Genomic DNA, 26,506 nt, shown 5'->3' on the forward strand with positions numbered 1-26,506 from the left:
TGTTACCCTCGTATTTTTCGAGGCAGCTGACAATGATGGCCTTTTCCAGATCTTCGACCCGATCCTTGAGGCTGCCGCTGCCGTTCAGCTTGCCGCCGACCGCGGCGGGCGCCGCACGGCGGGCGCTGCGCCGGCCGGAAAAGGGCGGGCAGCGCAGCTCGTCGGCGTCGGCGAGCACCGCCATGCGCTGGATTTCGTTCTGCAGCTCGCGGACATTGCCTGGCCAGTGATACTTCGAGAATTCGTCGAGCGCCGCCGGCGCGAAGCGCAGGTGCGGCCGGTTGAACGACGTCTTCACCGCCGACAGCACGCCCTCGGCGATCAGGGGAATGTCCATCGGCCGCTCGCGCAGCGACGGCATGTGCACCGGAAACGCGGCGAGCCGGTAATACAGGTCGCGGCGGAAGCGGCCAGCCTCGACCTCGGCTTCGAGGTCCCTGTTGGTGGCGGCGACCACGCGCACGTCGACCTTGCGCACGCGCTGGGCGCCGAGCGGCCGGATCTCGCTCTCCTGCAGCACGCGCAGGAGCTTCACCTGGAAAGCCGGCGACGTCTCGCCGATCTCGTCGAGGAAGATGGTGCCGCCGTCGGCGACCTCGAACAGGCCGATGCGGTCCTGATAGGCGCCGGTGAACGCGCCCTTCTTGCAGCCGAACAGCTCGCTCTCGAGCAGCTCGTCCGGCAGCGCGCCGCAGTTCTCGACCACGAACGCCTTGCTGGCGCGGCCGGAGCCGTAGTGGATGGCGCGCGCCAGCAGCTCCTTGCCGGTGCCGGACTCGCCGGTGATCAGAACCGAGATGTCATAGTCCGCGGCGCGGCGGCCGAGTTCGATCACGTTGCGCATCGGGCTCGCCGCCGAATGTACGATGCGGTCGAAATCATACAGCTTCTTCGCCGCACCGCGCTTGACCGAGACGACCTTCTTGATGTGCTCGGGCGTCGCCTTGACGTCGACGCCGGCGGTCTCGGTCTCCTTCTGCAGACGGTAGAGTTGCACGGCCTCGCGGACGATCTCGATCAGGCGGTCCGGCTGCCAGGGCTTTGTGATGTACTGGTAGATGCCGGCCTCGTTGAGACCGGCGATGATGTCCTCGGAGTCCGAATAGCCCGAGATGATCATCCTGACCGGATCCGGCCACAGCTCGCGCACGCGCTTCAGGAAGCTGACGCCGGACTCCTGCGGCATCCGCTGGTCGCAGATCACGGCATGAACGATCTCGCCTTCGAGCAGCTTCTCGGCATCGGCGGTGTTGCCGGCACACAGCACCTCGAAATCCTGGTTGAGGACGCGGCGCAGCGCCTCCTGCGACCGGATCTCGTCGTCGACGACCAATATGGTTCCCTGGATCCCCATCCCTAGCAGATCCGCGGCAGCTGCTCGCCCGACAGCCAGTCGACGATGCGGCCGCCGCCGAAGCTCGTCGCCATCTGGACGAAGCGATGATCGTCGCTGACGGCCTCGCCGATATCGGCGGCATCACGTCCGAGCGGATGCGCCCTCATCGCGGCCAGCACGGCACCGGCCACCTCGGGCGCGACCACTGCGACGAGCTTGCCCTCGTTGGCGACATGCAGCGGATCGAGCCCGAGCAGCTCGCAGGCGGCGGCGACCGCTGGTTTCACCGGGATCGCCTCCTCCTGCAGCCGGAAACCGAGATTGGACTGCTGGGCGATCTCGTTCATCGTCGCCGCGAGCCCGCCGCGCGTCGGATCGCGCATCAGCCGGATGCCGTGGCCGCCGGCGGCCACCATCTGGGCGACGAGGCCGTGCAACGAGGCGGAGTCGGAGACGATCTCGGTGTCGAAGGTCAGGTTCTGCCGTTTCGACATGATCGCCACGCCATGATCGCCGAGGCTGCCGGACAGCAGCACGCGATCGCCCGGTCGCGCCTTGTCGGCGGAGAGATCGAGCCCTTTGGGGAGAACGCCGACGCCGGCGGTGGAGATGAACACGCCATCGGCCTTGCCACGCTCGACCACCTTCGTGTCGCCCGTGATGATGGCAATTCCCGCCTCGCGCGCTGCCTCCCCCATGGCGTCGGCGATCCGCTTCAGGTCGGCGAAGCGAAAGCCCTCCTCGATGATGAAGCTCGCCGAGAGATACAGCGGCACAGCCCCAGCCATGGCGATGTCGTTGACCGTGCCGTGCACGGCGAGCGTGCCGATATTGCCGCCGGGGAAGAACAGCGGCGAGACGACATAGCCGTCGGTGGTCATCACCATGCGTCCCGCGGCGACGTCAAAGGCCGACTGGTCGTTGCCGCGCGCCAGCCATTCATTGCCGAACGCCTCGTGGAACAGGCCGGAAATCAGCTGCGCCATGGCGCGGCCGCCCGCGCCGTGCGACAGGTCGACGCAGCCGTTCTTCAGATCGAGCCGGCGCTGATGCACGCTCATGACGCGAGCCTCCGCTGATGGTCGCGAAAGCGGCCATAGGTCCAATGCGCCGCGCAGGCGCCTTCCGACGACACCATGCAGGAGCCGATCGGCGTCTCCGGCGTGCAGGCGGTGCCGAACAGCTTGCAGTCGACCGGCTTCTTCAGCCCGCGCAGAATGGCGGGACATTCGCAGGCCGGATTGTCGGCGACGACCAGTTCACGCATGGCAAAGCGCAGCTCGGCATCGAGATGCGCGAAGGCGGGACGCAGCTTCAACGCACTCGACGGAATGCTGCCGAGGCCACGCCACTCGAACTGGTCACGCAGCTCGAAGATCTCGGTCACTTCCCTGATCGCACGCTGATTGCCGCTGCCGTTGACGGCGCGGCGATACTGGTTCTCGACCTGGTGGCGGCCGTCATTGACCTGCTCGATCAGCATCAGAATCGCCTGCATCATGTCGAGCGGCTCGAATCCGGCGATCACCACCGGCTTGCGATCGTCGCGCGCGAACGGTGCGTAGGGCTCGGTGCCGATCACGGTGGAGACATGGGCCGGACCGACGAAGCCGTCGATCTCGATCGGCGTGTCGCTGTCGAGGATCGCGCGCATCGCCGGCGGCGTCAGCACGTGATTGCAGAACACGCTGAAATTGGCGAGCTGCTTCTTCTCCGCGGCGCGGATCATCACCGCCGTCGGCGGCGTCGTGGTCTCGAAGCCGATGGCGAAGAACACCACCTCGCGGGCCAGATTCTGCTCGGCCAGCGCGATCGCATCGAGGGTCGAATAGACCATGCGGATGTCGGCGCCACGCGCCTTCGCCTTGAGCAGCGACGATCCGCGCGAGCCGGGCACACGCATCAGGTCGCCATAGACGCAGAGGATCACCTCGGGCCGTTCGGCCAGCGCGATCGCCATGTCGATGCGTCCCGCCGGCAGCACGCAGACCGGACAACCCGGACCATGGATCATGCGCACGTTCTCCGGCAACATGTCCTCCAGGCCATAGCGCGCGATCGCGTGGGTGTGCCCGCCGCAAAACTCCATGAAGCGATAGGCGCGGGCCGGATCGGCCTTGGCGCGGATGGCGCGCGCGAGCCCGATGGCGAGCTCCTTGTCGCGAAACTCGTCGGCATATTTCATGGTCCCACCTCCGCGGCTGCCGCGCCCATCTGCCGGAGCAAGTCGAGCGTCTCGCGCGCCTCCTCCGGATCGATCTTGGTCAGCGCATGGCCGACATGAAGGATGACGTAGTCGCCGACCGCGATCTGCTCGATCAGCGCGACCGAGACCTCCTTACTGACGCCGTCGATCGACACGATCGCCATGTCGTCAGGCAGCAGCTTGATCACCTCGGCGGGAATGGCCAGGCACATCAGACGATCCCTCCAGACTTGTTGTTCTTATCGAACAGTTGCAGGCCGGCGATCCAGGCCTGCCCCAGGCTCAGGCCACCGTCGTTCGGCGGCAGACGGCGCGGCAGCCGCGCATCGATGCCGGCGGCACGGCAGCCGCTCGTGATCTGCTCCGCCAGATGCGCATTCAGGAAACAGCCGCCGCTCAGCACGGCGGTGCTGACACCGGTCGCCCGGGATGCTGCCGCAATCCAGTCGACGCAGGCCGCAGCGAATGTCCCATGAAAAAGACCGGCGGCTTCGGCTTGATCGAGGTCGCTGGCAATGAGATGCGCGAGCAGCGGACGCAGCGACAGCACGCCATCGACGATGGTCCAGCCATGCTGCAGCAACGCCGGCGCTCGGACCAGCGCCTCGAGCTTCATCGCCACCTCTCCCTCATAGTTCTGGGCCGTGCTGAGTCCAAGCAATCCCGCCACCGCATCGAACAGCCGCCCGGCGCTGGTCGTAACGGGCACATCGACGCGGTCGAGCAGCATCGGCAGATGGCGCGCCTGCGGCTGCCCCCGGAAACGCACACTGATTTCGGCGTCACGCCCGAGATCGTGCAGCACGGCGGCCGCCATCCGCCACGGCTCGCGCGCGGCGCGATCGCCGCCCGGCAACTTCAGCGGCGCCAGATGGCCGAGACGTTGGAAGCCGGCCCCCTCGCACAGCAGCAACTCGCCGCCCCAGGCGCTGCCGTCGCTGCCGTAACCATAGCCGTCGAGCACCACCGCGAGGACCGGCTCCCGCAGGCCGTGCTCGGCGATGACCGAGGCGGCATGCGCATGATGATGCTGCACGGCGAATGTCGGCAGGCCGAGGCCGTGCGCAAAGCGCGTCGAGGCCATGTCTGGATGCAGATCGTGCGCGATCAGCACGGGCGAGACGTCGAGGATGGAGGTGAGATGCGCGATCGTCTCCTCGAAGAAGCGAATCGCGGCCGCCGTGTCGAGATCGCCGAGATGCTGCGACACGAATGCTTCGTCGCCGCGGATCACGGTGACCGTCGCCTTGAGATGCGCGCCGACGGCGAGCACCGGCGGCAGAGCGCGCGGCAGGCGGATCGGCTCAGGGACATAGCCGCGCGCACGGCGGATGAAGCGCGGCGCGCCCGCCACCATGGCGACCACGGAGTCGTCGGCCCGGATGACGATGTCGCGGTCATGCGTCACGATCAGGTCCGCGATGCCGGCGAGATCGGTGAGCGCCTCGTGGTTGTCGGTCAGCAACGGCTCGCCGCTCGGATTGGCGCTGGTGCACACAAGCGCCGAGGCGCCGTCGCCGCCATGCGCACGCAGAGCGTCGAAGATCAGATGATGCAGCGGCGCGACCGGCAGCATCACCCCGACCTTGGCAAGGCCGGGAGCCACCGAGGGCGCAAGGCGCTGGCGCGAGCGCAGCAGAACGATCGGCCGCGCCACCTGCTCCAGCAGTGCACGTTCGGCCACATCGATCACGGCCATCTCGGTCGCGGCAGCGGCATCGGCCAGCATCACCGCGAACGGCTTGCCGTCGCGCTGCTTGCGCGCGCGCAGCCGCTGCACCGCGCGCTCGTCGCGCGCGTCGCAGAGCAACTGATAGCCGCCGAGCCCCTTGATGGCGACGATTTGGCCGCCCGCGAGCGCCACTGCAATCTCCGCGACATCATGGCTGAGACGCGGCCCGCAGGCCGGGCAGGAAATCGCCTCGGCATGGAAGCGGCGGCTGCTCGGATCCTCGTAGTCCGCCTGGCAAGCCTCGCACATCGGAAAGCGCTTCATCGCGGTCGTCGCGCGATCGTAAGGCAACCGCTCGGCGATGGTGAAGCGCGGTCCGCAATGGGTGCAGTTGACGAAGGGATAAAGATGGAACCGGCTGGCCGGATCGAACAGTTCGCCGAGACACGCCGGACAGGTCGCGGCATCCGGCACGATCCGGGTGGTCACCCGTCCGCCGACGCTCTCGCTGATCCGGAACTCGGCCGTCGCCTCGGCCGCGATCGTCTCGACGGCGATGTCGTCGATGCGCGCCAAGGGCGGCGCCTGCCGCGGCAGCGCCTCGACGAACGACACGACGTTCTCGCCCTCGACCTCGATGACGACGCCCTGGGCGTCGTTGGCGACGAAGCCGCCGAGATGGTGACGCGTGGCGAGGCCATGGACATAGGGACGGAAGCCGACGCCCTGCACGGCGCCGCGCACGCGGAGCCTGAGGCGCGTGCGATCCGCCGCCAATGTCGGGCCAGCCATGCTCATCCCTGCACCGCGCCGAGCGCGCCGGCCCTGATGCGATCGGCCTGTTTCCTGATCCAGGCATAGAAGGCGGAGAAGCCTTCGCCTGTCCTGGCCGAGATCGTCAGCACCTCGATCCTGGGGTTGACGCGGCGGGCATATTCGATGGTCTGCGCCAGATCGAAATCGAGCACCGGCGCAAGGTCGATCTTGTTGATCAGCATCAGCGCGGACGCCGCGAACATGTCGGGATATTTGAGCGGCTTGTCCTCGCCCTCGGTGGTCGAGAACACCACGATCTTGCAGGCCTCGCCGAGATCGAACGCGGCGGGACAGACGAGATTACCGACGTTCTCGATGAACAGCAGCCCGCCGCGCAGCGACGGCAGCCGGCCATAGGCCTCGCCGACCATCGCCGCATCGAGATGACAGCCCTTGCCGGTGTTGATCTGGATCGCCGGCACGCCGGTGGCGCGGATTCTCTCGGCATCGTTCGAGGTCTGCTGGTCGCCCTCGATCACCGCGACCGGGCGGCTCTGCTTGAGATCGGAGACGGCGCGGACCAGCAGTGAGGTCTTGCCCGCGCCGGGGCTGGAGACGAAGTTGAACGCCAGCACGTCGTGCGCGGCGAAGCGCGCGCGGTTCTCGGCGGCAAGGCGGTTGTTCTTGCCGAGAATGTCGCGCTCGATCTGGATGATGCGTCCGCTCGACAGGCCCGCAATCTCCTGCCCGGCCGGATTGGCCGCGCAATCGATGTGATCGGCAGCACCGTGCGCGTGCTGGTCATGCGCATGATCGTCGTGGTGGTGATGATGGTGGCCGTGATCGTGGTCGTGACCATGGTGATGATGGCCATGGTGATGATGATGCCCGGCATGATCATGGCTGTGGTCATGATCATGGGCATGATGATGATCGTGCTCGCCGTGATGGTGATGATGATCACCGGATTCGATCGACGATTTTCCGTCACCGCAGCCGCACACCGTACACATCACTCGACCTCCAGCTCCTTGACCCGCATGTCCTCGCCGCCCGTCACCTGCAGCTGACGACTGCCGCATGCGGGGCAGGCCTCATAGCGCTGGCTGATCTCGACGCTGCGCGAGCAGCCGAGGCACCACGCCGTGCCCTTCTGCTCGATGATCTCCAGCGCCGCACCGCGCGCGATCGTATTCGCCGTCACGGCCTCGAAGCAGAACCGCAACGCCTCCGGCGCGACATGGCTGAGCGCGCCGATCTCGAGCCAGACCGTCTTCACCTTGGAGAACGCGCCCTTGCGCGCCTCCGCCTCGACGATCTCGACGATGCCTTCGCACAGCGCCATCTCATGCATCGGCCATCTCCCGCACGGTCAGGCCGAAGCCGACGCAGGGATCGAACGATGCGATCATACCGTGGACGAGGTCACGATCCTCCGCGCCGCGCAGCATGGCGCCCGTGAGGCTCGTCGCCACCGGCCCGCGCGGATGGAAATTCCACTCCGTCGGCGCGAGATATTCGAAGCGCGCGATGTCGCCCCGCGCATCCAGCTCGACCACATGATGCAGCCGGCCGCGCGCGCATTCGACCGCCGCTGCGCCGCGGCCGGGGCCAAGGCCGTAGCCGGCGACGAGGTCCTCCTCGGCGACATCGTCCTCAGTCTCGCCGTCCTCGATCCAGCGTACCAGCGCCGCCAGCTCTGCAATCCTGACCGACAGCCGCTCGGCCGGGCCCGCGTGACGCGGACTGCGGCCCGCATGCCGCGCCCAGACACCCGTCTCGGGAATGCGGCCGTCGAGTTCGGGCGCGTCCGCGAATGCGGCTCCGTTCTCCATCAGCCGGGTGACGACGGCGCGGTCGTCAGCAGCCGACAGCAGGCCATGCGCTGATGGCATGTGCCTCCATCCTCCGTTTTCGGCTGCCTTGCCGGCCGCCGCCATCAGCCTTGCGAGTGGAGTTCCCGGCGCGAAGCTCTCCGCCGCAGAGCCTATCCCGAGCTCCCCCAGGGCCATCTTGATCTGCGACAAGGTTTCCGCGCGGGACGGTCCGGGCCCTTCGCCGCGCGACTGCTGCTGCAGACACGCGACCGCCTGCAACAGCCGCTGAGCTGTCGGCAGCGTGCCGCGATCACCGGCGAGCGGGCCGAGCAGGAGTCCGCGCAGCAGTTCGGCGACGCGCTCGGCCAGCACGGCCTTGATGCGGCGATGCCGCGTCAATGGCGCCGCCGGCTGGCCGCGCGCGGCCTCGACCGCCGTGAGCAGCGCGACCTGATGCGCCGTGGCGCAGAGCGAGAACAGCCGGGGCAACGCCGCCAGCAGCGTCTCGACCGGCTTCCCGGCCGCGAGGCGCCCCAGCGGCGGCCGCGTGCGCGGCTGAATGTCGACGCAGGTGATGCGCCGGTCGGCAACCGACAGCGTCACGTCGATGCGGTTGCGGAAGGCGAGCGTCATGCGCGACGCTCCGAGAAGGTGCCGCGCAGCAGCGAGCGGCGATCGATGGCGCGCGCGACGTTGGCCTCGTGTTCGGGCGCGGTCAGCATTGCCCCAAGCGCGGCCTCGGCCGCGATGCGCGCGGCCGCCATGTCCTCGAATTCGGACATCGGTGAGAACAGCGAGCAACTCGCGATGCGACCCACGCCGGCGACATCGCCGACCGTGAACGCGAACGCCCCGGCAGGCAGCGCGATCTCGAGCGATGATCCGACGTCGCCCTGCCCGGCCGGCGTGATCACGTTCATGAACCAGGGCGTGACGATGATGCCGATCGTGCGCCCATGAACGTTGCTGAAGCCGATGGCCTCGACCTCAAGCCCATCGTGATAGATCGGCAAGCCACGCATCGCGCGATCGGCGATCTCGCGATAGACGGCGGCGAGCCGATCGCCCCAAACGGCCGGCGCAAGATCATCCGTCTCCTGCCCGGCTGCGGCCGCGCTCATGACTCGACCACCATGAACTTGGCCTTCGGCGCATCGCAATTCGGACAGTGCCAGTCCTCGGGCAGCGCCGAGAATGGCGTGCCCGGCGCGATCTGCGCGACGCCATCGCCCTCGGCGGGATCATAGCGCGTCCAGCAGATGCCGCACTCCAGCGTCACCTCGTCGGCGAGATCGCTGCGGACGCCGAAATTCTCGAACCCGCCGCTCATGTGAAGTAGGCCTCGATGATCTGCTTGAGGCGCTCGGCCGAATCCTCGAAATCCTCCGGCGCGGCGAGCGCAACGACCGGCACGCCGCCGACCTCGAGCGTGTCGAGGATGATCGTATCCATCGCATTGAAGAACTGCACCGACCAGACATGGCGCACGCCGGTCGCGAGCACGCGGCAGGTGCCGTAGCCGCGCGACATCAGCTGGATCGGACCGTTGCCGAGCGTCTCCTGCAGGAAGCTCATGTCGACAGGGCTCATCGGCAGCAGCGTGAAGTTGATCGTCTGCGAGCGCTGGCCCGGCCGCCAGGCGAGCGCGCGCTCGCGGATCTCGGCCAGTACCGGCAACGCATTCATCGTGCCCTCCGGCGCCGGCCCGATGACGACGTCATCGGCCGTGAGATCGATCGCGGCGCGCGCGACGATCTCGGGCACGGCCCCGATCTCGATATAGTCGTGGCTCTCGTCGCGCTCGAGCCGGACCCGCCAGATCCCCGCGAGCACGGATTCCTGGATCTGCGCGAGCGAGCCGTCGGGGAGCGCCACGACGCCCGCGACCTCACCTTCTCCGAGCACGTCGTCGATCAGCCGGCGCTCGAGATCGTTGAGGCCTTCGAGCCGGAACAGCTGCGTCGGCCCATCGGCGGTCTGCGCCGCGATCGCCGCGGCGATCGTCGACAGCAGCTCGACCGCGCGCGGGCAGCTGCGCGCCAGCTCCTCGGAGTCCAGCGTGGCGAGCTTGGCCAACGCGCCGGACGCGGTCAGGCCCTTGTACTGAGTGTTGAGAGCCTCCTCGCCGATCGGAAACACGCTGACCGGCTGCTCGGCGCCTTCGGGCGCGATCCAGAATCCGGGCTTCATCGGTCGACTCCTGAAGGCTGATGCGCGGGAACGATGCTGGCAACGACGGTCGCGGCGGCTCCGACAGGGCGATCGATCAGGCGGGAGATGCGGTCGACATAGACGGACCAGTCCTGGATCTTGGCGATCACGCCGAGCACGTCGTTGCCGCGGCAGAAGATCAGCGACGGCTGCACCCGTACGCCGAAGCGGGCGCCAAGCTCGGCCTCCGCCTCGCGCGCGATCACGGCGCCGCACAGCCGGCCCTGAAACGCCGTGATCAGCTCCGGCAACACGATGGCGAGGTCGAGCGCCTCGGGAAACCGCGCAGGATCACCAGCCGACAGCAGCACAGCGACCGCACCGTCCCGATGCGCGTTGGCCAGGAAAGCATCGACCGAGCCGGTATCGACCTCCGGCAGCCCGCGTGTCCTGCGCGCGCCGTCCCGCTGCAGCATCTCCATGGATGTCCCTCCCTGACCATTTATCGTTTGCGTCGGCATACGGGTCAGCAATCAACGTGCCAGACGCCGACACCGCGCCTGCCTATATAAGCAACTGGTTTCAATGCGGATTTTTCGGCTCTTAAGATTTCAGTAAGAAGATGGGAAAGTCAGTTTCCAGACAAAGCATGGCAAGTTTCTTGTCTTATGGAAACTAAATTTCCAGTCTCTGCCGACAGGGATCGCCCCGGCAAGCTCTAGCGCAAATGCTCCGGCAGCTCCGGCTCCCGCCCGACGAGATCGGCGAAGAAGTCATCGCAGTTCTCGCCGTTGATCGCGGCTTGCAGCCCACGCAAGGCGTCGCCGATCAGCCGCGCCTCCGCGTCGTCGAGCAGGCGCACCGCGTTGTCGAGATAGACCAGCACCTTCGCGCCAACCGGCGGGTTCGACAGCAGCAGCACCGAAACGCGGCGCTCCTCGCCGTCGAAGCGGCACAGGGCCGAGACGCCGTCGGTCTCCACGATCGTCATCGGCAAGCCCAGACACATGATCGTCTCCTCCGCGGCGCCGGCTATTCAGCCGGGTCGACGTGCAGCTCATAGCTGGCGTGATCGAGGTCGTTGGCCAGCAGCCGCGCGTCGCCGGCGAGCGGCTCGGGGCGCAACACAGCCGAGACGCCCCATTCGGCGAGCACGGCGCACGCCAGTTCGATGGCCGGAGCGATCTGGGCGCGCACCGGCGCGGTCAGCGGCCCGCCCCAGTCCTCGAGATCGAGCGGCTGGCAGCCGATCAGCGCGAGGCGCTGCGGATAGCGGCCGAGCAGGTCGGCCGCGCTCAGCACCTCCTGAAAGCCGGTCTGGTGCAGGCTCATCTTCTTTGCGCCGGTGAAGCGCGGCACCTCGTCGTCGCGGACCAGCTTGAGTTCGCCCGGCGCAAGACCGTAGTCGATCGCGTCGAACACGATCAGGCCGTCGGCCTCCTCGACATAGTTGACGAGGTAGAGCCCCTGCGTGCCGCCGTCGAGAATCGTGACATTGTCGGGCACGGCGTAGCGGCGGTGGAACTCTTCCACCACCCGCACGCCGAACCCTTCGTCGGCCCAAAGAATATTGCCGATCCCGAGCACCAGGATCCGCTCCAGCTTCGCCTCGGCCATGCGCTGCTCTCCTATTCGCGGAACTGCCGCTCGCCTGATATCATCGAGGAGATGATGCTCTGGCGGGACATGATGTCCTCGCGAATGGCGGCATAGACGTGCACCATCACGAACATGACCAGCGCCCACATCCCGAGATGATGCCAGGTGTGCACGTCCTGGCTGTTCGGCCAGATCGAGAACACCCAGCCGAACGCTTTGTGCTGCCAGCTGTCGATGCCCTCGCCTTCCGAATAGAGTGCGAAGCCGGTGACGATCATGAAGGTGACGAACAGCGTGAAACCGGTGAACATCGCCGTCTGCGCCAACGGATTGTGACCGACATACATCTTCGGCTCGCGCTCCAGGAACGCATACCAGCGGATCTCGTGCAGCACTTCCTTCCAGAACTGCTTGCGATGCACAGGAATGTAGAAGATCTGCCGGGAGTGGTGGTTGCCGACGAACGCCCAGAGGATGCGGGCGAGGAAGAACACCGCCAGCACCTGCCCGGCCGCGAAATGCGCAAACCGGACGTAGCCCATCACGAAGCTGCCCGACGCTTCGCCTTCCACCGTCGGCAGCGGCGTGCCGATCAGATAGCCGGTGACCATCAGCACGACGATCGCGAACGCGTTGACCCAGTGGCAGATCCGCACCGGGGCTTCGTAGACGTAGACCGTGGGCCGGCCGACGGCGTACTCGCCGGCGGCGTCGGCCGCGATCGCGGCAAGGTTCGTCTCGGTCTCCGCGGGACGTGCAACCGCATCCATCATGGCGCTCTCCTGCTACCTGACCTTCACCGTCGCCATTTCCTGGCCGTCCGGGCTCATCACGTGGGTGGAGCACGCGAGGCACGGATCGAACGAATGGATCGTGCGCAGGATCTCCAGCGGCTTCTCCGGATCCGCCATCGGCGTATCCATCAGCGACGCCTCGAAGGCGCCGATATTGCCCTTGGGATCCCGCGGCGAACCGTTCCAGGTGGTCGGCACCACACACTGGTAGTTGTCGATCTTGGTGTCCTTGATCTTGATCCAGTGCGCGAGCGCGCCGCGCGGCGCCTCGGTGAAGCCGTAGCCCTTGGCCTCCTTGGGCCAGCCCTCCGGCTTCCACTTCTCGACATTGGCGGTAGACGAATCGCCGGCCTTGATGCGCGCCACCAGCTTGTCCTGGAAGTAGCGCATCTGCGTTGCGGCCCAGTCGCACTCCAGCGCGCGCGCCGCGGTGCGGCCGAGCGTCGAGAACAGCGCCGTCATCGGCAGGTTCAGCGTCTTCAGGAGCTTATCGGTCGGCTCCTTGAACTCCGGCCTGTTCTGCGCATAGCCGATGATGTAGCGCGCCAGCGGCCCGACCTCGACCGCGTTGCCGCGCCAGCGCGGCGCCTTGATCCAGGAGTACTTGCCGCCCTCGTCGAGCTCCTTGATGTCGGTCTTGGTGCCCTTGGCGTTCGGGCCGAGCTGGTAGTTCGGCTCGGTCACGCCGTCCCAGGGATGCAGGCCCTTGCTCTCGTCCGGATATTTGTACCAGGAATGCGTGACGAACTCCTGGATCTGCTCGGGATCGCCGTGGTCGATCGGCAGCACCTCGTTGAGATTGCCGTTGAGGATCACGCCACGCGGCAGCTTGAGGTTCCTGGCCGAATAGTCGTTGGCGTTCTCCGGAATGTCGCCATAGGACATCACGCTCTTGCCGGAGAGACCGCCGCCATAGAGCCAGTCCTTGTAGAACGAGCCGATGGCCACGACGTCGGGCAGATAAACCTTCTGCACGAACTCGATGGAGCGGTCGATGATCGAGGAGACGAGGTTGAGCCGCTCCATGTTGATGGCGCCGACCGCACCGGTGCCGTCGACATTGACCGCGCAGGGCACGCCGCCGACCAGCCAGTTCGGATGCGGGTTCTTGCCGCCATAGATGGTGTGGATCTTGACGATCTCCTTCTGGAAATCCAGCGCTTCCAGATAATGCGCGACCGCCATCAGATTCGCTTCCGGCGGCAGCTTGTAGGCCGCGTGGCCCCAATAGGCGTTCTTGAAGGGGCCGAGCTGGCCGGACTCGACGAACTTGGTCAGCCGGATCTGCAGATCCTTGAAATAGCCCGGTGACGACAGCGGCCAGTCCGAGATCGACTGCGCCAGCGCCGAGGTCGCCTTGGGATCGGCCTTCAGCGCGGAGACCACGTCCACCCAGTCGAGCGCATGCAGATGATAGAAATGAACGAGATGGTCGTGCACCTGCAGGCAGAGCTGCATGATGTTGCGGATCGAGTTGGCATTGTCGGGGATCATGATCCCCAGCGCGTTCTCCACCGCGCGCACCGAGGTCAGCGCATGCGTGCCGGTGCAGACGCCGCAGATCCGCTCGGTGAACGCCCAGGCGTCGCGCGGATCGCGGTTGCGCAGGATGGTCTCGATGCCGCGCCACATCGTGCCGGTCGAGACCGCGTTGCGGATCACGTTGTTGCTATCGACGTTCACCTCGACGCGCAGATGGCCTTCGATGCGCGTCAGCGGATCGACGACGACGCGCTTGCCGGAATTGTCGAGATTGAAGCCGTTGGGAGTCTGGATGCCCATCGTTGCCTGCCCTGACTTGACTTAATGATCTTGCTTGGCGTTAGCGTCGTCGCGCTTGGTCGCGAGCCGCTTGACGGCCGTGACCGCGGCATGCGCCGCAACCGCCGCACCCACCGTTCCCGCCGCGACCATGCCGACCTGGTCGGCGTTGCGCTCGATGCCGAACTGCTTGATCGTGGTGAGCCGGTCGTAGAACGAGCCCTTGTCCCAGAAGCCGTCCTCGGAGCAGCCGATGCAGCCATGGCCCGACTGGATCGGAAACGACACGCCGCCGTTCCAGCGCACCGTCGAGCAGGCGTTGTAGGTGGTCGGGCCCTTGCAACCCATCTTGTAGAGGCAATAGCCCTTGCGCGCGGCCTCGTCGTCCCACTCCTCGACGAACTGGCCAGCATCGAAATGCGGCCGGCGATAGCATTTGTCGTGGATGCGCTGCGAGTAGAACATCTTCGGCCGGCCCTGGCGATCGAGCTCGGGCAGCTTGCCGAAGGTGGTGATGAAGGTGACGACGCCGGTCATGACCTCCGCGATCGGCGGGCAGCCCGGCACCTTGATGATCGGCTTGTTGGTGATGACCTTGTCGATCGGCGTGGCCTGCGTCGGATTGGGCTTCGCCGCCTGTACGCAGCCCCAGGACGCGCAGGCGCCCCAGGCGATGATCGCCATGGCATCCTCGGCCATCACCTTCAGTTTTTCGACGAAGGGCTTGCCGCCGTCGATGCAGAACATGCCGCCTTCATTGAGCGGCGGATTGCCCTCGACGGCGAGGATGTACTGGCCCTTGTACTTCGCACGGGTCTCTTCGAGGATCTCCTCGGCCTGCTGGCCGGCCGCGGCCATGATGGTGTCGTCATAGTCGAGCGAGATCATCGACAGCACGACGTCCTTCACCAGCGGATGCGCCGAGCGGATGAAGCTCTCCGAGCAGCAGGTGCATTCCAGGCCGTGCATCCAGATGACCGGCGTGCGCGGCTTCGTCTCCAGCGCATTGGCGATGCGCGCGGACGCCAGCGGTCCGAGGCCGAGGCTCGTCGCGGTGAGGCTGCAGAATTTGTGAAAGCTGCGCCGCGTGATGCCCTGGCGCCGGATCACGCTATAAAAAGTTTCCGTCGTCGCGCCCATGAGTCCTCCCCCTGATATCGCGTTGGCGATCATCCGATCGCGATCTGGCGGAAGAGGACAGCAAGATGCGGGCCAGCATCATTGCCGGATTTGAATCATAATGATTCCAGAGAGTTGGAGTCGGGGCTTGCGTTCAATGCGCATATCAAACCGCGATCTCCGGCGGGAAACGGAAATCACAAGCTTTGCACCCGATAAGCTTGTTTCCGCTCAGCCGCGCGATGCTCAATGCGCAGTGCAGACCATGCAAGGATCGAACGATCGCACGACGTGCTGAATGCTGACGGCACGTGCGCCGGCGTCGCCGACCTCCGTGCCGACCAGCGCCTGTTCGAGCGGACCGGCGATGCCGGCGGCATCGCGCGGTGAGAAGTTCCAGCTGGTCGGCGCGATGATCTGGTAGCGCGCGATGCGGCCGGAGCGCACCGCGAGCCAGTGGCCGAGACTGCCGCGCGCAGCCTCGACCAGCCCGACATAGTTGCCGTCGGCCGCCTCGCCGCTGGTCTCGCAGAACGGCTCGTTCAGACGCAGCGCCTTGATCCAACCTTCGATCGAGACCGCAAGCTGCGCCGTCTCGATCAAGCGGGCGATGACGCGGTTGCGGACGTTGCTGCCGCTGTCGGCAAGCAATGCCGTGATCAGGGCCTGTCCGTGCACGGCTTGCCGCGCCATCGCCCCGACTTCGACCGGCTCGCCCGCGAGCCGCGGCGCCTTGCACCAGCTGTACGCATCCGTCTTGTCGGCATCCGGCTCCGTGCGGCTTTCGGCCGGATCGAGCGACGTCTCGCGCATCCAGGCGTGCGACACATCCTCCGTGATCTGGTCCGACGGCAGCGCGTCGATCGTCCCAGTGCTGCTGCGAAGCCCAGCGCGGAAGCGCGCGCCGTCAGCATCGTGATACGCGCCGAAGCTCATCAGCAAGCCGGGGCCCGGACCGAGGCGCGCCAGATCGAGCGCGTCGGCGATGCGCAGGAACTGCGCGAAGTCGCCGCCGCGGCCGTCGCGCCATCGGTCGAGTTCGTCCGGTGTCGACAGCGCGAGCACGTGTTCGAGCTTGTCGGCGAACACCACGCGCTCGAGAAAGCCGCGGAACGCGGCGGCGATCGCATTCAGCCGGACGCGTTCGCCGAGTTCGATCGCACGCGTCGTGCCGCCCGGCTGGAAGGCGAGGCTGTGCGGCCATTTGCCGGCGATCACGCCCATGATCTCCAGCAGCCGAGCCCGCGCCGGCAGCGCCTCGCGCGCGGCAGATCCCTTCGTCGCGGTGAAGCGTTCGGCCGCCGCGCCGTGCCACGGGTGGGATGCGTAGGCCTCGCGGGCGAAGTCGGGCATGAAGAAGATGTAGAAGTGCGTGAGGTGATCCGCGGCATTCTCAGCCGCGTGGGCGATGTTGGTCGCGAGCACACCATTCGGCGCCGCGACCACGCCCATCGCCTGACGCAGCGCGGCCGCGGCGGCGATCGATTGCGACACCGAGCAGATGCCGCAGATGCGCGGCGCGATCACCAGGGCGTCGAGCGGCGGGCGCCCTTCTAGGATCTGCTCGAAGCCGCGGTACAGCGGCGCGGTGACCTCGGCCCGCGCGACGCGGCCGCTGTCGATGTCGAGCCGGACCTCGAGATCGCCCTCGACGCGGTTGAATGGGCCGACCGTGATCCGCGTCATGAGCTGCGCTTGTCGCCGGACCGGCTCGGCGGCACGACGACGTGATCGGCGGTCGCGTTCATGCGCACCCGCCGCGGCGTCGCCGATTTCGACAAGGCCGCGAGCGCGACGAACCAGGCCTTGGGCATGTCGGTCGGAAGCCCGACCGGAATGCCCGCGAGCTTGGCCGTCTGCAGATAGTTCTGCGCACTCTCGAAGCCGGGCGAGGTGCAGGCGATGCAGGCATAGCCGCCCTTGGTGCAGGAGCCGCCGCCGTTCCATGAGCGCTGGTTGCAGTCGCCGACGGCCTGCGTCGCGCGGCAGCCGAGATGCTCCATCAGGCAGCCGCGCTCCGACATCGTTTCCGCGCTCGCCTTGAACTCGTAGAACTCATTGCGCGAGCAGCCGTGGTGGGCGAGGTGATTGGCGATGAAGGTCGGACGGCCCACGGCGTCGAGGCCGTCGGCGATGAGATCGCCTGATGTGAGCGCCAGCAGCGTTTCCATCATCCAGCCGGGATGCGGCGCGCAGCCGGCGACATTGATCACAGGCAGCCCGCGCTTCGATCGGAAACCCGCGCCGAGAGCACCGCCTGGATCGCTGCCCTCGAACTGCAAGCCGACGGCATCGGTCGGATTGATCCCGGCCGCAGGAATGCCGCCATAGGCGGCACAGCTGCCGACCGCGACGACGTAGTCGGCGAGCGGGGCGAGATCGAGCAGCCAGTGGTAGATCGAGCGATTGGTGCCGGCGAGCATGTTGAAGCGACCGCTCAGATGCGGACCGCGGGCGACCGAGCCTTCGAGCACCAGCAGATCGAGCCGCTCGCGGCCGTCGCGGATCGCCTCGAGCAGGTCGACGACCTCGTCGCCGGTCTCCTCGCTGACGGAGGGATGCCAGATCAGGTCGATGCCGGATTGGCGCAGCTCGTCGAACCAGCCGGACGCACCGCTCTCCAGGATCGACATGGTGCAGCCGCCGCAGCTCGCGCCCTGCAGCCACAGCATCCTGGTCATGTCCTCCGAACCGGCCATCATCCGCAACCGCGCGTTCCGCCCTACTTCGCCGTCGGGTTTAACGCTCCGGCGCAAACGCTGGCAAGCGCCTCGGCCGATACGTCCGCGGAACCGCTCCGGCGACGGCCGAGCAGCACGGCGCCCGCCCAGATCATGCCGAACAGCCCGATCGCGACAATCCCGAGACTGCCGACATCATCGCCGAGCGCCGCCACCGCATCGGCCCCACCGGCGGTGAGGCCGAGCCGCGGGGCCAGCAGCGTGACCGCCTCGACGCCGCCGATCACCAGCGCGATCGCGACCGAGGCGCCGGTGATCACCAGATTGTAGCGCCGCTTGCGCGCGGGATCGGTGAGCGCCCAGCGATAGGCTCCGACCATCAGCAGGCTGTCGGCGGTGTCCACCGTCGCCATCGCCGCCGCGAACAGCGCCGGGAACACCAGCACATGCGCCACGCTCGCCCCGCGCGCCGCCTCGGTCGCCGACAGGCTGAGGAGCCCGATCTCGCTGGCGGTGTCGAAGCCCAGGCCGAACAGGAAGCCGAGCGGGTACATGTGCCAGGCGCGCGAGACGATGCGGAGTACCGGCCGCAGCAGGCGAAGCAGAACGCCGCCCCCCAAAACGGAGCCATCGGCGTTCGGATGGGCCGGGCGGCGCCAGAGGTTCACGAACAGGACCAGATTGGTGACGGCGATCAGCAGCAGAAAGCCTGCCGAGACCGACGTGCCGATGGTGCCGCCGATCGCCCGGATCGTGCTGTCCTCGCGCAACAGGTCGGCGCCGGCCACGAGGCTGACCACGATGGTCGCGATGACGACGACGCTCGAATGCCCCAGCGCGAAGTACAGTCCCGCGGCGCGCGGCCGGTCGCCATCCTGCACCAGCTTGCGCACGACATTGTCGATCGCGGCGATATGGTCCGCGTCGACGGCGTGGCGCAGGCCGAGCAGCCAGGCCAAGAGCGCAGTGCCGACGATCGCCGGCCGCTCGGCGTACAGCGCGAAAGCCCAGGCCCAGGCGAGCGCATTGGCGATCACGAGGCCGGCGAGCAGCGCCGCGGTCGAGCCGCCGGACCTGCTGGTCAGCCAGGCTGGAACCCGGCGGGCGGGGTGAGGATGATCAATTGGGAAAATTGTCATACTCACCAAGAGAGCAAGACCCGCGCCATTCGGCAAGAGCGGTGGTCACCGCCGAAAGTCGCTGCGAATCCAACCGTCCGCGGAGCGCGCGTCCCGGACCGGCCCGGTCCGTTGGCAATCCGCTATCCGGTCGCGCACAAACATTGACCAGCGGCTGGCGACCTCTCCCCCCCTCTCACCGAGCCGACGCGCTCTGCGCCGCGATCTCGCGCCGCACCGTGGCTTCGAACTGGCTCGCGGGTGCGGCGAACATCAGCCGGGTCTCCTCGTGGAACGCCGAGAAGATGCCGACCACGGCCGGCTCGCCGCCGATCTCGGCGAGGATGGGGGACCCCGAATAGCCGAAATTGGCGAGGCAATGCACGGTCAGCAGCCTCGCGTCCTTGGTCATGCCGGCGGTGCAATTGCGCTGGCCGGTCGGCGAATAGCGCCGCTCCTGGCCGTAACCGATCTCGGAGATCGTGCCGGCCCTGGTCGCGGCCGCGAGCTCCTCGCGGCTCACGGCCTTCACCGCGACCGGCCTCGAGGGCAGCGCATCCTTCAGGATGATCAGCGCCCAATCGGCCGGCGAGCGATCGAGCGACCATTTGTCGTGCTGTGTCGGGACGAAGTCGGGCGCCACGATCAGCCGCTCGGCGGCCGACGAGGCGGCGGGTGTGCCGCGGTTCATGCCGGCGAGGAAGCGGACATTGCCGGGGCTGACCTGCGCGATGCCGCTGAACACGCAATGCGCGGCGGTGAGCACCACGCGCGGCGCCACCAAGGTGCCGGTGCACCAGCCGCCGGTCGCGTATTGCGCGACCGTGACCACGCCGATCGACGACGCCGGCCACGAGGTCGGATCGACGACCTCGCCGATGTGTCGGTCGAGACCGAGCAACTGCTCGGCACGCGGACCTGCCACGCCGGCATCGGCCGATTCGAATTTCGGCTTCCAGCTCGCGATCACCGTCTCGGCCTGGGCGCGCTGCGCCTTGCTCAGCCTGACCCGCTGCACGTCGCGGCCGGCGGAGCGCACGCCGTTGCGGCCGGCCATCACCAGCCAGGCGTAGCCTTGAACGGGATCCTGCTGCACGCCGCGGCCGTCGAGCATCATCAGGCCGAGCATGTATTGCGACTGGGCGAAGCCCTGCGCCGCGGCACGGCTGAACCAGCGGCCGGCCTCGCCGTAGTTGCTCGGCACACCCTCGCCGTTGACATAGGCGATGCCGAGATAGTGCTGGGCGACGGCGAGGCCCTGATCGGCAGCCTTGCGGTACCAGGCCAGCGCCTCGACCGGGTTGCGCGGCTGGCCCCAGCCGAAGGCCTGCATGAAGCCGACGTCGAATTGCGCCCGCGCATCGCCTCTGGCGGCCAGCGGCAGCAGGCGGCGCAGCGCGATGGCGTGCTGACCATTGCCGGCCGCCGCGACGGCCTCCTCGAGCTCGGCGGCGGAGGCGCTCGCCGCGCTGCCGAACAGCACGGCCAGACATATGAGGATGGTCTTGATCAAGGGCGTCCGCTGGGCCGAAACATGGTGACGGGCTCTTCAGCAGACTCGATCAAGACGGCGACGGCGTGGCGGAAAGCGGACCGCGATCTCCATAATCGGGACCGCCGGCGCGTCACGCCTCGTCGGCCCTCACGCTTCGGTCCTCCTCACGCCTGCTCGCTCTTGGCGAACCGGTCATCCAGTGCATAGCCGGCGCCGCGCACGGTGCGGATCGGGTCCTGCTCGCGGCCGGGGTTGAGCAGCTTGCGCAGCCGGCCGATGTGCACGTCGACGGTGCGCTCGTCGATATAGATGTCGCGGCCCCAGACGCTGTCGAGCAGCTGCTCGCGGCTGAACACGCGGCCGGGATGCTCCAGGAAGAACTCGAGCAGGCGGTACTCGGTCGGACCGAGATCGATCGGCCGGCCGGAGCGCGCCACGCGGCGCTTCTCGCGGTCGAGTTCGATGTCGCCATAGGCCAGGACGGTCGCGAGCCGCTCCGGGCTGGCGCGCCGCAGCAGGCCCTTCACGCGCATCAGAAGCTCCGGCACCGAGAACGGCTTGACGATGTAGTCGTCGGCGCCGGTGGCGAGCCCGCGCACGCGCTCGCTCTCCTCGCCGCGCGCGGTGAGCATGATGATCGGCAGCTGCTTGGTCTCGGTCCGCGCCCGCAGCCGCCGGCACAGCTCGATGCCGGAGAGGCCCGGCAGCATCCAGTCGAGCACGACCAGATCGGGAATGCGCTCCTTCAGCCGCGTATCGGCCTCGTCGCCGCGCGCCACGGTCTCGACCTCGTAGCCTTCGGCCTCGAGGTTGTAGCGCAGCAGCGTCGTCAGCGCCTCCTCGTCCTCAACCACCAGAATTCGCGCGCTCATGTCTGACCCGTTTCTCTCAGTTGCCGGGGATCGTGGCCGCGAAACTGGTCATGTCGCCCTTCGGGCGCTTGTCCATGATCTGCTGGCCCTCGATCATATAGAACACCGTCTCGGCGATGTTGGTGGCGTGGTCGCCCATCCGCTCGATGTTCTTGGCGCAGAACATCAAATGGATGCAGAACGAAATGTTGCGCGGGTCTTCCATCATGTAGGTCAGGAGCTCGCGGAACAGCGAGGTGCAGATCGCATCCACCTCCTCGTCGCCCTTCCACACCGTCATCGCCGCCGGCAGATCATGCGCGGCGTAGGCGTCCAGCACCGTCTTGACCTGCGACTGCACCAGGTCGGTCATGTGCTCCAGGCCACGGATCAGCTTGAGCGGATGGAAGTCGCTCTCCAGCGCGGCGACGCGCTTGCCGATGTTCTTGGCGAGGTCGCCGATGCGCTCCAGATCGGTGGCGACACGCATCGCGCCGACGATCTCGCGCAGGTCGACGGCCATCGGCTGGCGGCGTGCAATGGTGAGCACCGCGCGCTCCTCGATGGTGCGCTGCAGCTTGTCGACCTCGGCGTCGGCGGCGACCACCTTCTGGCCAAGCGCCACGTCGCGCCGCACCAGCGCGTCGACGGAATCGACGATCAGCCGCTCGGCAAGGCCGCCCATCTCCGACACCAGCCGGGTCAGGTCCTGCAGATCGCTGTCGAACGCCTTGGCGGTATGTTCACTGGCCATGATGATCTCCTGAAGGCAATGTCGTCGGCGTCAGCCGAACCGGCCGGTGATGTAGTCCTGGGTCCGCCGATCGCTCGGCGAGGTGAAGATCTTGCTGGTCTCGTCGAACTCGATCAACTCGCCGAGATACATGAAGGCGGTCTTGTCGGAGACGCGCGCCGCCTGCTGCATGTTATGGGTGACGATCGCGATCGTATAGTTCTCCGCGAGCTCCTGGATCAGTTCCTCGACCTTGGCGGTCGAGATCGGATCGAGCGCCGAGCACGGCTCGTCGAACAGGATCACCTCCGGCCGGACCGCCACGGTGCGGGCGATGCACAGGCGCTGCTGCTGGCCGCCGGACAGCGACAGGCCCGACGCGTTGAGCTTGTCCTTGACCTCGTTCCACAGCGCGCCGCCGCGCAGCGCCTTCTCGACGCGGTCGTCCATCTCGGACTTCGAGATCTTCTCGTAGAGTCGGATGCCGAACGCGATGTTCTCGTAGATCGTCATCGGGAACGGCGTCGGCTTCTGGAACACCATGCCGACCCGGGCGCGCAGCAGGTTGAGGTCGAGCTTGGGGTCGAGGATGTTGGTGTTGTCCAGCATCAGCTGGCCGACCGCGCGCTGGCCCGGATAAAGATCGTACATCCGGTTGAAGATGCGCAGCAAGGTCGACTTGCCGCAGCCGGACGGGCCGATGAACGCGGTCACCCGGTTGGTGCCGAGCGCGAGATTGATGTTCTTGAGCGCGTGGTGATCGCCGTAATAGAAGTTGAGATTGCGCGCGGTCACCTTGGCCGGCGCCTCGGGGAGCGACTTCGGAGGAATGGCGGCCGTCGGGCTGCTCACGGATACGGACATGTCGGTCATTTCGAGCTCCTCTCGGCACCAAGGATGCGCGCGCCGATGTTCAGGGCCAGGACGGTCAGAGTGATGAGAAGGGCGCCGCTCCAGGCCAGCTGCTTCCAGTAGGCATAGGGGCTCTGGACGAAGTTGTTGATGGTCACCGGCAGGTTGGCCATCGTCTTGTTGAGGCTCAGGCTCCAGAACTGATTCGACAGCGCGGTGAACAGCAGCGGGGCGGTTTCGCCGGCGACCCGGGCGGTCGCCAGCAGGACGCCGGTGATCAGGCCGGAGCGCGCGGCGCGGTAGGCAATGCGGCGGATCACCAGCGAGCGCGGCAGGCCGAGCGCCGAGGCCGCCTCACGCAGGGGATTGGGGACCAGCAGCAGCATGTCCTCGGTGGTGCGCAGCACGACAGGGATCACGATCACGGCCAGCGCGAGCGAGCCGGCGAAGGCTGAGAAGCCGCCCATCGGCACCACCACCGCGCCATAGATGAACAGGCCGATGATGATCGAGGGCGCCGACAGCAGAATGTCGTTGATGAAGCGGATGACCGAGGTCAGCTTGTCGTTGCGGCCGTATTCGGCGAGATAGGTGCCGGCAAACAGGCCGAGCGGCGCGCCGATGCCGACGCCGATGATGGTCATGATCACCGAGCCGACGATGGCGTTGCGCAGGCCGCCGTCGCTGGAGCCCGGCGGCGGCGTGTCGGCGGTGAAGACCTGCAGGCTGAGACCGGCGAGGCCGTTGTAGAACAGCGTGAACAGGATGAGCGCCAGCCAGGTGACGCCGAACGCGGCGGCAGCAAAGCAAAGCGCGCGAACCACGATGTCGGTGCGGCGCCGGCGGGTGTAGATCGGATTGACGGGGGTGGGCTGAACGTCGACGGCGGTCATGAGCTTATTTCCCCGCCTTGGTCTCGAGCCGCATCAGCATCAGCCGGGCTGCGGCGAGCACGAAGAACGTCAGAACGAACAGCAGGAGGCCGAGCAGGATCAGGCTGGACTGGTGCAGGCCGTCGCTCTCCTGGAACTCGGAGGCGATCGCCGCCGAGATCGTGGTGCCCGGCGCGAAGATCGAGGACGAGATCCTGAACGAGTTGCCGATGATGAAGGTCACCGCCATGGTCTCGCCGAGCGCGCGGCCCAGCGCCAGCATGACGCCGCCGATGACGCCGACCCGCGTATAAGGGATGACGACGCTGCGGACGACCTCCCAGGTCGTGCAGCCGACGCCGTAGGCGGCTTCCTTCAGCACCGGCGGCACCGTCTTGAACACGTCGACCGAGATCGCGGTGATGAAGGGCAGCACCATGATCGCCAGGATCAACGAAGCGTTGAACAGGCTGAGATAGGACGGCGGGCCGGCAAAGATGTCCTGCAACACCGGGATATTGGCGCAGAGGCTGATCATGAACGGCTGGAACGTATAGGCCAGGAACGGGCCCAGCACGAAGAAGCCCCACATGCCGTAGATGATCGAGGGAATGCCGGCGAGCAGCTCGATGGCGATGCCGATCGGGCGGCGCAGCCATTGCGGGCACAACTCGGTGAGAAAGATCGCGACGCCCAGACCGACCGGAATGGCGATCAGCATCGCGATGAAGGACGTGACCAGCGTGCCGTAGATCGGGCCGAGCGCGCCGAGCACCGGCGGATCGGCGGAGGGCGCCCAGCGCTTGGTCACCAGAAATTCGAAGCCATAGGCCTTCATCGCCGGCCAGGCGCCGATGATGAGCGATATGATAATGCCGCCGAGGATCAGGAGGACCGAAATCGCAGACAGGCGGGTGATCCAGTAGAACGTCACATCGCCGAGCTTGAAAGCGCTGAGCGCGCGCGCCCGGTCATAGGGCCCGGCAGCAGCCGCGATATCGCTGACTTCGGTCTGAACCGCCATTTCTGCCAATTCTGCCCCCTGTTTTTTTGACACGCCTGACCCCGATAGCGTCCCCTCCCCCGGCACCCCGGGAGAGGGGAATTCGTCGTCGATGTCAGCTCTTGATGTCGGCCGACCAGGTCTTCTCGATCAGCTTCACGACGCTGTCGGGCATCGGGATGTAGTCGAGCTCCTCGGCCATCTTGCCGCCCTTCTCGAACGACCATTTGAAGAACTTGATGGCCTCGGCGGACGCCGCCTTGTCGGTCGGCTCCTTGTGCATCAGGATGAAGGTCGCCGCCGTCATCGGCCAGGACTTGTCGCCGGGCTGGTTGGCGAGGATCACGTAGTAGCCCGGAGCCTTGGCCCAGTCGGCATTCGCGGCCGCGGCCTGGAAGGCCTCGACGGTCGGCTGCACGGTCTTGCCGGCCTTGTTCACCATGCCGGTGTAGGTCAGCTTGTTCTGCTTGGCATAGGCGTATTCGACATAGCCGATCGAGTTCTTGGTCTGGCTGATGTTGCCCGACACGCCCTCATTGCCCTTGGCGCCGACGCCGACCGGCCATTCGACGGCGGTGTTGAAGCCGATCTTGCTCTTCCAGTCGGCGCTCGCCTCGGAGAGATAATAAGTGAAGTTGAAGGTCGTGCCCGAACCGTCGGAGCGGCGGACGACGGCGATCGCTTCGCTCGGCAGCTTGACGCTGGGATTCAGCTTCTTGATCGCGGCGTCATCCCACTTGGTGATCTTGCCGAGATAGATGTTGGCGAGCGTCTCGCCATCCAGCACCATCTCGCCCGGCTTCACGCCCTCGAGGTTGACGACCGGCACGATGCCGCCCATCACCATCGGCCACTGCACCAGGCCGTCCTTGTCGAGCTGCTCGGCCTTGAGCGGCGCGTCGGTGGCGCCGAAGGTCACGGTCTTGGCCTGGATCTGCTTGATGCCGCCGCCGGAACCGATCGACTGGTAGTTCAGACCGTTGCCGGTCTCCTTCTTGTAGGCGTCCGCCCACTTCGAATAGATCGGAAACGGGAACGTCGCGCCCGCGCCGGTGATGTCGGCAGCGAATGCCGACGTCGATGCGGCGACCAAGCCGGCAGCGACGATAGCTTTGACGAAATTCATAGCTGGTCTCCATGCTTGGGAAGCGAAGCGCCATTTGCACCCGATTGCGCTTCCCGGGCCGCTTTACGGGGCCTCGGTGTGGCTTTTATAAAGGTTCGATGACAGCTGGATGACAGCCGCAAAGCATTGATAAGAATTGAAAATTCGACTTCATCCCGAATTTCTACGGTCGATCTGGAGGTGTTTTGCGAGGCTCCGACATCCTGCGTGAGAGAGCGGTGCTCACGCCGGTTCCGAGCGGTATGATGGAGTGTCGTCGTCAACTTGCGGCGGCTCACGACACTCTCGATCGGGCATCTTTCCCGGCGGATTTGCCGAGATGCGCACGTCCTATTCGGTGTCGTCCCGGCCTTGAGCCGGGACCCATGCGCCGCGGCGGATATGGCTGGGCGCGATCGGTCGGCCATCGTGCCTCGCACATCTCCCTGGGGTTATGGGTCCCGGCGCGAGGCCGGGACGACGACGGAGGACCTGGTGGGCACATTTGCACACCGGAACATGACGGGACCTTCTCGCGGCACGTGGTGCCCGAGTGATGCGTCGATCATGCCCCCTGAATGACGA

Annotated in this window: 27 protein-coding genes; all 27 read right to left on the reverse strand. The window is 66.7% G+C overall.

Annotation, left to right across the window (positions count from 1 at the left end; genetic code table 11):
* Positions 1-1,354 (reverse strand): sigma-54-dependent transcriptional regulator (locus BRAS3809_RS06810; protein ID WP_035655623.1); only part of this gene is annotated, 1,354 nt, incomplete at its 3' end.
* Positions 1,355-1,356: 2 nt separating this feature from the next.
* The gene (gene hypE / locus BRAS3809_RS06815; RefSeq protein WP_008961352.1) at positions 1,357-2,397 is read right to left on the reverse strand and encodes a hydrogenase expression/formation protein HypE; all 1,041 of its coding nucleotides are present in this window, start codon (positions 2,395-2,397) and stop codon (positions 1,357-1,359) included.
* Positions 2,394-3,521, reverse strand: coding sequence for a hydrogenase formation protein HypD (hypD, locus tag BRAS3809_RS06820; RefSeq protein ID WP_008961353.1), 1,128 nt, complete (start codon positions 3,519-3,521; stop codon positions 2,394-2,396). The genes hypE and hypD overlap by 4 nt, the downstream gene beginning before the upstream one ends.
* A complete protein-coding gene (locus BRAS3809_RS06825) occupies positions 3,518-3,754 on the reverse strand; it encodes a HypC/HybG/HupF family hydrogenase formation chaperone (protein WP_035655598.1) in 237 nt (78 codons plus the stop codon). Before BRAS3809_RS06825 ends, hypD begins: the two co-directional genes overlap by 4 nt.
* Complete coding sequence (gene hypF / locus BRAS3809_RS06830; protein ID WP_008961355.1) at positions 3,754-6,012, reverse strand: carbamoyltransferase HypF; 2,259 nt, start codon at positions 6,010-6,012, stop codon at positions 3,754-3,756. The genes BRAS3809_RS06825 and hypF overlap by 1 nt, the downstream gene beginning before the upstream one ends.
* On the reverse strand, positions 6,009-6,983 hold the full coding sequence (gene hypB / locus BRAS3809_RS06835) for a hydrogenase nickel incorporation protein HypB (protein WP_035655610.1): 975 nt from the start codon (positions 6,981-6,983) through the stop codon (positions 6,009-6,011). The genes hypF and hypB overlap by 4 nt, the downstream gene beginning before the upstream one ends.
* Positions 6,983-7,324: a hydrogenase maturation nickel metallochaperone HypA gene (gene hypA / locus BRAS3809_RS06840; protein ID WP_035655611.1), complete on the reverse strand. Its 342-nt coding sequence runs from the start codon at positions 7,322-7,324 to the stop codon at positions 6,983-6,985. The genes hypB and hypA overlap by 1 nt, the downstream gene beginning before the upstream one ends.
* Positions 7,317-8,420 (reverse strand): nickel-dependent hydrogenase large subunit, encoded by a 1,104-nt coding sequence (locus BRAS3809_RS06845; protein ID WP_008961358.1) that lies wholly within the window; start codon positions 8,418-8,420, stop codon positions 7,317-7,319. The genes hypA and BRAS3809_RS06845 overlap by 8 nt, the downstream gene beginning before the upstream one ends.
* Positions 8,417-8,908: a [NiFe]-hydrogenase assembly chaperone HybE gene (hybE, locus tag BRAS3809_RS06850; RefSeq protein WP_008961359.1), complete on the reverse strand. Its 492-nt coding sequence runs from the start codon at positions 8,906-8,908 to the stop codon at positions 8,417-8,419. The genes BRAS3809_RS06845 and hybE overlap by 4 nt, the downstream gene beginning before the upstream one ends.
* Positions 8,905-9,117, reverse strand: coding sequence for a rubredoxin (locus BRAS3809_RS06855; protein WP_008961360.1), 213 nt, complete (start codon positions 9,115-9,117; stop codon positions 8,905-8,907). The genes hybE and BRAS3809_RS06855 overlap by 4 nt, the downstream gene beginning before the upstream one ends.
* Positions 9,114-9,977, reverse strand: coding sequence for a hydrogenase expression/formation protein (locus tag BRAS3809_RS06860; RefSeq protein ID WP_008961361.1), 864 nt, complete (start codon positions 9,975-9,977; stop codon positions 9,114-9,116). Before BRAS3809_RS06860 ends, BRAS3809_RS06855 begins: the two co-directional genes overlap by 4 nt.
* Positions 9,974-10,420 (reverse strand): thioredoxin domain-containing protein, encoded by a 447-nt coding sequence (locus tag BRAS3809_RS06865; protein ID WP_008961362.1) that lies wholly within the window; start codon positions 10,418-10,420, stop codon positions 9,974-9,976. The genes BRAS3809_RS06860 and BRAS3809_RS06865 overlap by 4 nt, the downstream gene beginning before the upstream one ends.
* A gap of 236 nt (positions 10,421-10,656) precedes the next feature.
* The gene (locus BRAS3809_RS06870) at positions 10,657-10,947 is read right to left on the reverse strand and encodes a HypC/HybG/HupF family hydrogenase formation chaperone (RefSeq protein WP_008961363.1); all 291 of its coding nucleotides are present in this window, start codon (positions 10,945-10,947) and stop codon (positions 10,657-10,659) included.
* Between the two features lie 23 nt (positions 10,948-10,970).
* A complete protein-coding gene (locus tag BRAS3809_RS06875; RefSeq protein WP_008961364.1) occupies positions 10,971-11,555 on the reverse strand; it encodes a HyaD/HybD family hydrogenase maturation endopeptidase in 585 nt (194 codons plus the stop codon).
* Positions 11,556-11,566: 11 nt separating this feature from the next.
* Positions 11,567-12,310 carry a Ni/Fe-hydrogenase, b-type cytochrome subunit gene (cybH, locus tag BRAS3809_RS06880; protein WP_035655617.1) on the reverse strand — a complete coding sequence of 248 codons (744 nt, stop codon included), beginning with the start codon at positions 12,308-12,310 and terminating at the stop codon, positions 11,567-11,569.
* Between the two features lie 12 nt (positions 12,311-12,322).
* Positions 12,323-14,113, reverse strand: a complete 1,791-nt coding sequence (locus tag BRAS3809_RS06885) for a nickel-dependent hydrogenase large subunit (protein ID WP_008961366.1) — start codon at positions 14,111-14,113, stop codon at positions 12,323-12,325.
* 21 nt (positions 14,114-14,134) lie between these two features.
* Positions 14,135-15,232, reverse strand: coding sequence for a hydrogenase small subunit (locus BRAS3809_RS06890; RefSeq protein WP_008961367.1), 1,098 nt, complete (start codon positions 15,230-15,232; stop codon positions 14,135-14,137).
* Positions 15,233-15,457: 225 nt separating this feature from the next.
* Positions 15,458-16,897, reverse strand: coding sequence for a nickel-dependent hydrogenase large subunit (locus tag BRAS3809_RS06895; RefSeq protein ID WP_008961368.1), 1,440 nt, complete (start codon positions 16,895-16,897; stop codon positions 15,458-15,460).
* A complete protein-coding gene (locus tag BRAS3809_RS06900) occupies positions 16,894-17,910 on the reverse strand; it encodes an NADH-quinone oxidoreductase subunit B family protein (RefSeq protein WP_008961369.1) in 1,017 nt (338 codons plus the stop codon). The genes BRAS3809_RS06895 and BRAS3809_RS06900 overlap by 4 nt, the downstream gene beginning before the upstream one ends.
* Positions 17,911-17,933: 23 nt before the next feature.
* Positions 17,934-19,031 carry a HoxN/HupN/NixA family nickel/cobalt transporter gene (locus BRAS3809_RS06905; protein WP_008961370.1) on the reverse strand — a complete coding sequence of 366 codons (1,098 nt, stop codon included), beginning with the start codon at positions 19,029-19,031 and terminating at the stop codon, positions 17,934-17,936.
* A gap of 175 nt (positions 19,032-19,206) precedes the next feature.
* Entirely contained in the window at positions 19,207-20,523 is a 1,317-nt protein-coding gene (locus tag BRAS3809_RS06910) for a trypsin-like serine protease (RefSeq protein WP_008961371.1), read from the reverse strand.
* Positions 20,524-20,669: 146 nt separating this feature from the next.
* Positions 20,670-21,377, reverse strand: a complete 708-nt coding sequence (gene phoB / locus BRAS3809_RS06915) for a phosphate regulon transcriptional regulator PhoB (RefSeq protein ID WP_008961372.1) — start codon at positions 21,375-21,377, stop codon at positions 20,670-20,672.
* Positions 21,378-21,393: 16 nt separating this feature from the next.
* On the reverse strand, positions 21,394-22,110 hold the full coding sequence (phoU, locus tag BRAS3809_RS06920) for a phosphate signaling complex protein PhoU (protein WP_008961373.1): 717 nt from the start codon (positions 22,108-22,110) through the stop codon (positions 21,394-21,396).
* A 30-nt stretch (positions 22,111-22,140) separates the two neighbouring features.
* A complete protein-coding gene (gene pstB / locus BRAS3809_RS06925; RefSeq protein WP_035655619.1) occupies positions 22,141-22,962 on the reverse strand; it encodes a phosphate ABC transporter ATP-binding protein PstB in 822 nt (273 codons plus the stop codon).
* Positions 22,959-23,834, reverse strand: a complete 876-nt coding sequence (pstA, locus tag BRAS3809_RS06930) for a phosphate ABC transporter permease PstA (RefSeq protein ID WP_008961375.1) — start codon at positions 23,832-23,834, stop codon at positions 22,959-22,961. Before pstA ends, pstB begins: the two co-directional genes overlap by 4 nt.
* 4 nt (positions 23,835-23,838) lie before the next feature.
* On the reverse strand, positions 23,839-24,837 hold the full coding sequence (gene pstC / locus BRAS3809_RS06935; RefSeq protein ID WP_035655622.1) for a phosphate ABC transporter permease subunit PstC: 999 nt from the start codon (positions 24,835-24,837) through the stop codon (positions 23,839-23,841).
* Positions 24,838-24,931: 94 nt separating this feature from the next.
* Positions 24,932-25,942, reverse strand: coding sequence for a phosphate ABC transporter substrate-binding protein PstS (pstS, locus tag BRAS3809_RS06940; protein ID WP_008961377.1), 1,011 nt, complete (start codon positions 25,940-25,942; stop codon positions 24,932-24,934).
* Between the last annotated feature and the right edge of the window lie 564 nt (positions 25,943-26,506).

The sequence above is a fragment of the Bradyrhizobium sp. STM 3809 genome (assembly GCF_000239795.1).
Taxonomy (GTDB): domain Bacteria; phylum Pseudomonadota; class Alphaproteobacteria; order Rhizobiales; family Xanthobacteraceae; genus Bradyrhizobium.

Excerpts from the sequence above, each read along its gene's own strand:
- hypE (WP_008961352.1), bottom strand. The coding sequence starts at position 2,397 with ATGAGCGTGCATCAGCGCCGGCTCGATCTGAAGAACGGCTGCGTCGAC.
- hypD (WP_008961353.1), bottom strand. The coding sequence starts at position 3,521 with ATGAAATATGCCGACGAGTTTCGCGACAAGGAGCTCGCCATCGGGCTC.
- BRAS3809_RS06825 (WP_035655598.1), bottom strand. The coding sequence starts at position 3,754 with ATGTGCCTGGCCATTCCCGCCGAGGTGATCAAGCTGCTGCCTGACGAC.
- hypF (WP_008961355.1), bottom strand. The coding sequence starts at position 6,012 with ATGAGCATGGCTGGCCCGACATTGGCGGCGGATCGCACGCGCCTCAGG.
- hypB (WP_035655610.1), bottom strand. The coding sequence starts at position 6,983 with ATGTGTACGGTGTGCGGCTGCGGTGACGGAAAATCGTCGATCGAATCC.
- hypA (WP_035655611.1), bottom strand. The coding sequence starts at position 7,324 with ATGCATGAGATGGCGCTGTGCGAAGGCATCGTCGAGATCGTCGAGGCG.
- BRAS3809_RS06845 (WP_008961358.1), bottom strand. The coding sequence starts at position 8,420 with ATGACGCTCGCCTTCCGCAACCGCATCGACGTGACGCTGTCGGTTGCC.
- hybE (WP_008961359.1), bottom strand. The coding sequence starts at position 8,908 with ATGAGCGCGGCCGCAGCCGGGCAGGAGACGGATGATCTTGCGCCGGCC.
- BRAS3809_RS06855 (WP_008961360.1), bottom strand. The coding sequence starts at position 9,117 with ATGAGCGGCGGGTTCGAGAATTTCGGCGTCCGCAGCGATCTCGCCGAC.
- BRAS3809_RS06860 (WP_008961361.1), bottom strand. The coding sequence starts at position 9,977 with ATGAAGCCCGGATTCTGGATCGCGCCCGAAGGCGCCGAGCAGCCGGTC.
- BRAS3809_RS06865 (WP_008961362.1), bottom strand. The coding sequence starts at position 10,420 with ATGGAGATGCTGCAGCGGGACGGCGCGCGCAGGACACGCGGGCTGCCG.
- BRAS3809_RS06870 (WP_008961363.1), bottom strand. The coding sequence starts at position 10,947 with ATGTGTCTGGGCTTGCCGATGACGATCGTGGAGACCGACGGCGTCTCG.
- BRAS3809_RS06875 (WP_008961364.1), bottom strand. The coding sequence starts at position 11,555 with ATGGCCGAGGCGAAGCTGGAGCGGATCCTGGTGCTCGGGATCGGCAAT.
- cybH (WP_035655617.1), bottom strand. The coding sequence starts at position 12,310 with ATGATGGATGCGGTTGCACGTCCCGCGGAGACCGAGACGAACCTTGCC.
- BRAS3809_RS06885 (WP_008961366.1), bottom strand. The coding sequence starts at position 14,113 with ATGGGCATCCAGACTCCCAACGGCTTCAATCTCGACAATTCCGGCAAG.
- BRAS3809_RS06890 (WP_008961367.1), bottom strand. The coding sequence starts at position 15,232 with ATGGGCGCGACGACGGAAACTTTTTATAGCGTGATCCGGCGCCAGGGC.
- BRAS3809_RS06895 (WP_008961368.1), bottom strand. The coding sequence starts at position 16,897 with ATGACGCGGATCACGGTCGGCCCATTCAACCGCGTCGAGGGCGATCTC.
- BRAS3809_RS06900 (WP_008961369.1), bottom strand. The coding sequence starts at position 17,910 with ATGGCCGGTTCGGAGGACATGACCAGGATGCTGTGGCTGCAGGGCGCG.
- BRAS3809_RS06905 (WP_008961370.1), bottom strand. The coding sequence starts at position 19,031 with ATGACAATTTTCCCAATTGATCATCCTCACCCCGCCCGCCGGGTTCCA.
- phoB (WP_008961372.1), bottom strand. The coding sequence starts at position 21,377 with ATGAGCGCGCGAATTCTGGTGGTTGAGGACGAGGAGGCGCTGACGACG.
- phoU (WP_008961373.1), bottom strand. The coding sequence starts at position 22,110 with ATGGCCAGTGAACATACCGCCAAGGCGTTCGACAGCGATCTGCAGGAC.
- pstB (WP_035655619.1), bottom strand. The coding sequence starts at position 22,962 with ATGACCGACATGTCCGTATCCGTGAGCAGCCCGACGGCCGCCATTCCT.
- pstA (WP_008961375.1), bottom strand. The coding sequence starts at position 23,834 with ATGACCGCCGTCGACGTTCAGCCCACCCCCGTCAATCCGATCTACACC.
- pstC (WP_035655622.1), bottom strand. The coding sequence starts at position 24,837 with ATGGCGGTTCAGACCGAAGTCAGCGATATCGCGGCTGCTGCCGGGCCC.
- pstS (WP_008961377.1), bottom strand. The coding sequence starts at position 25,942 with ATGAATTTCGTCAAAGCTATCGTCGCTGCCGGCTTGGTCGCCGCATCG.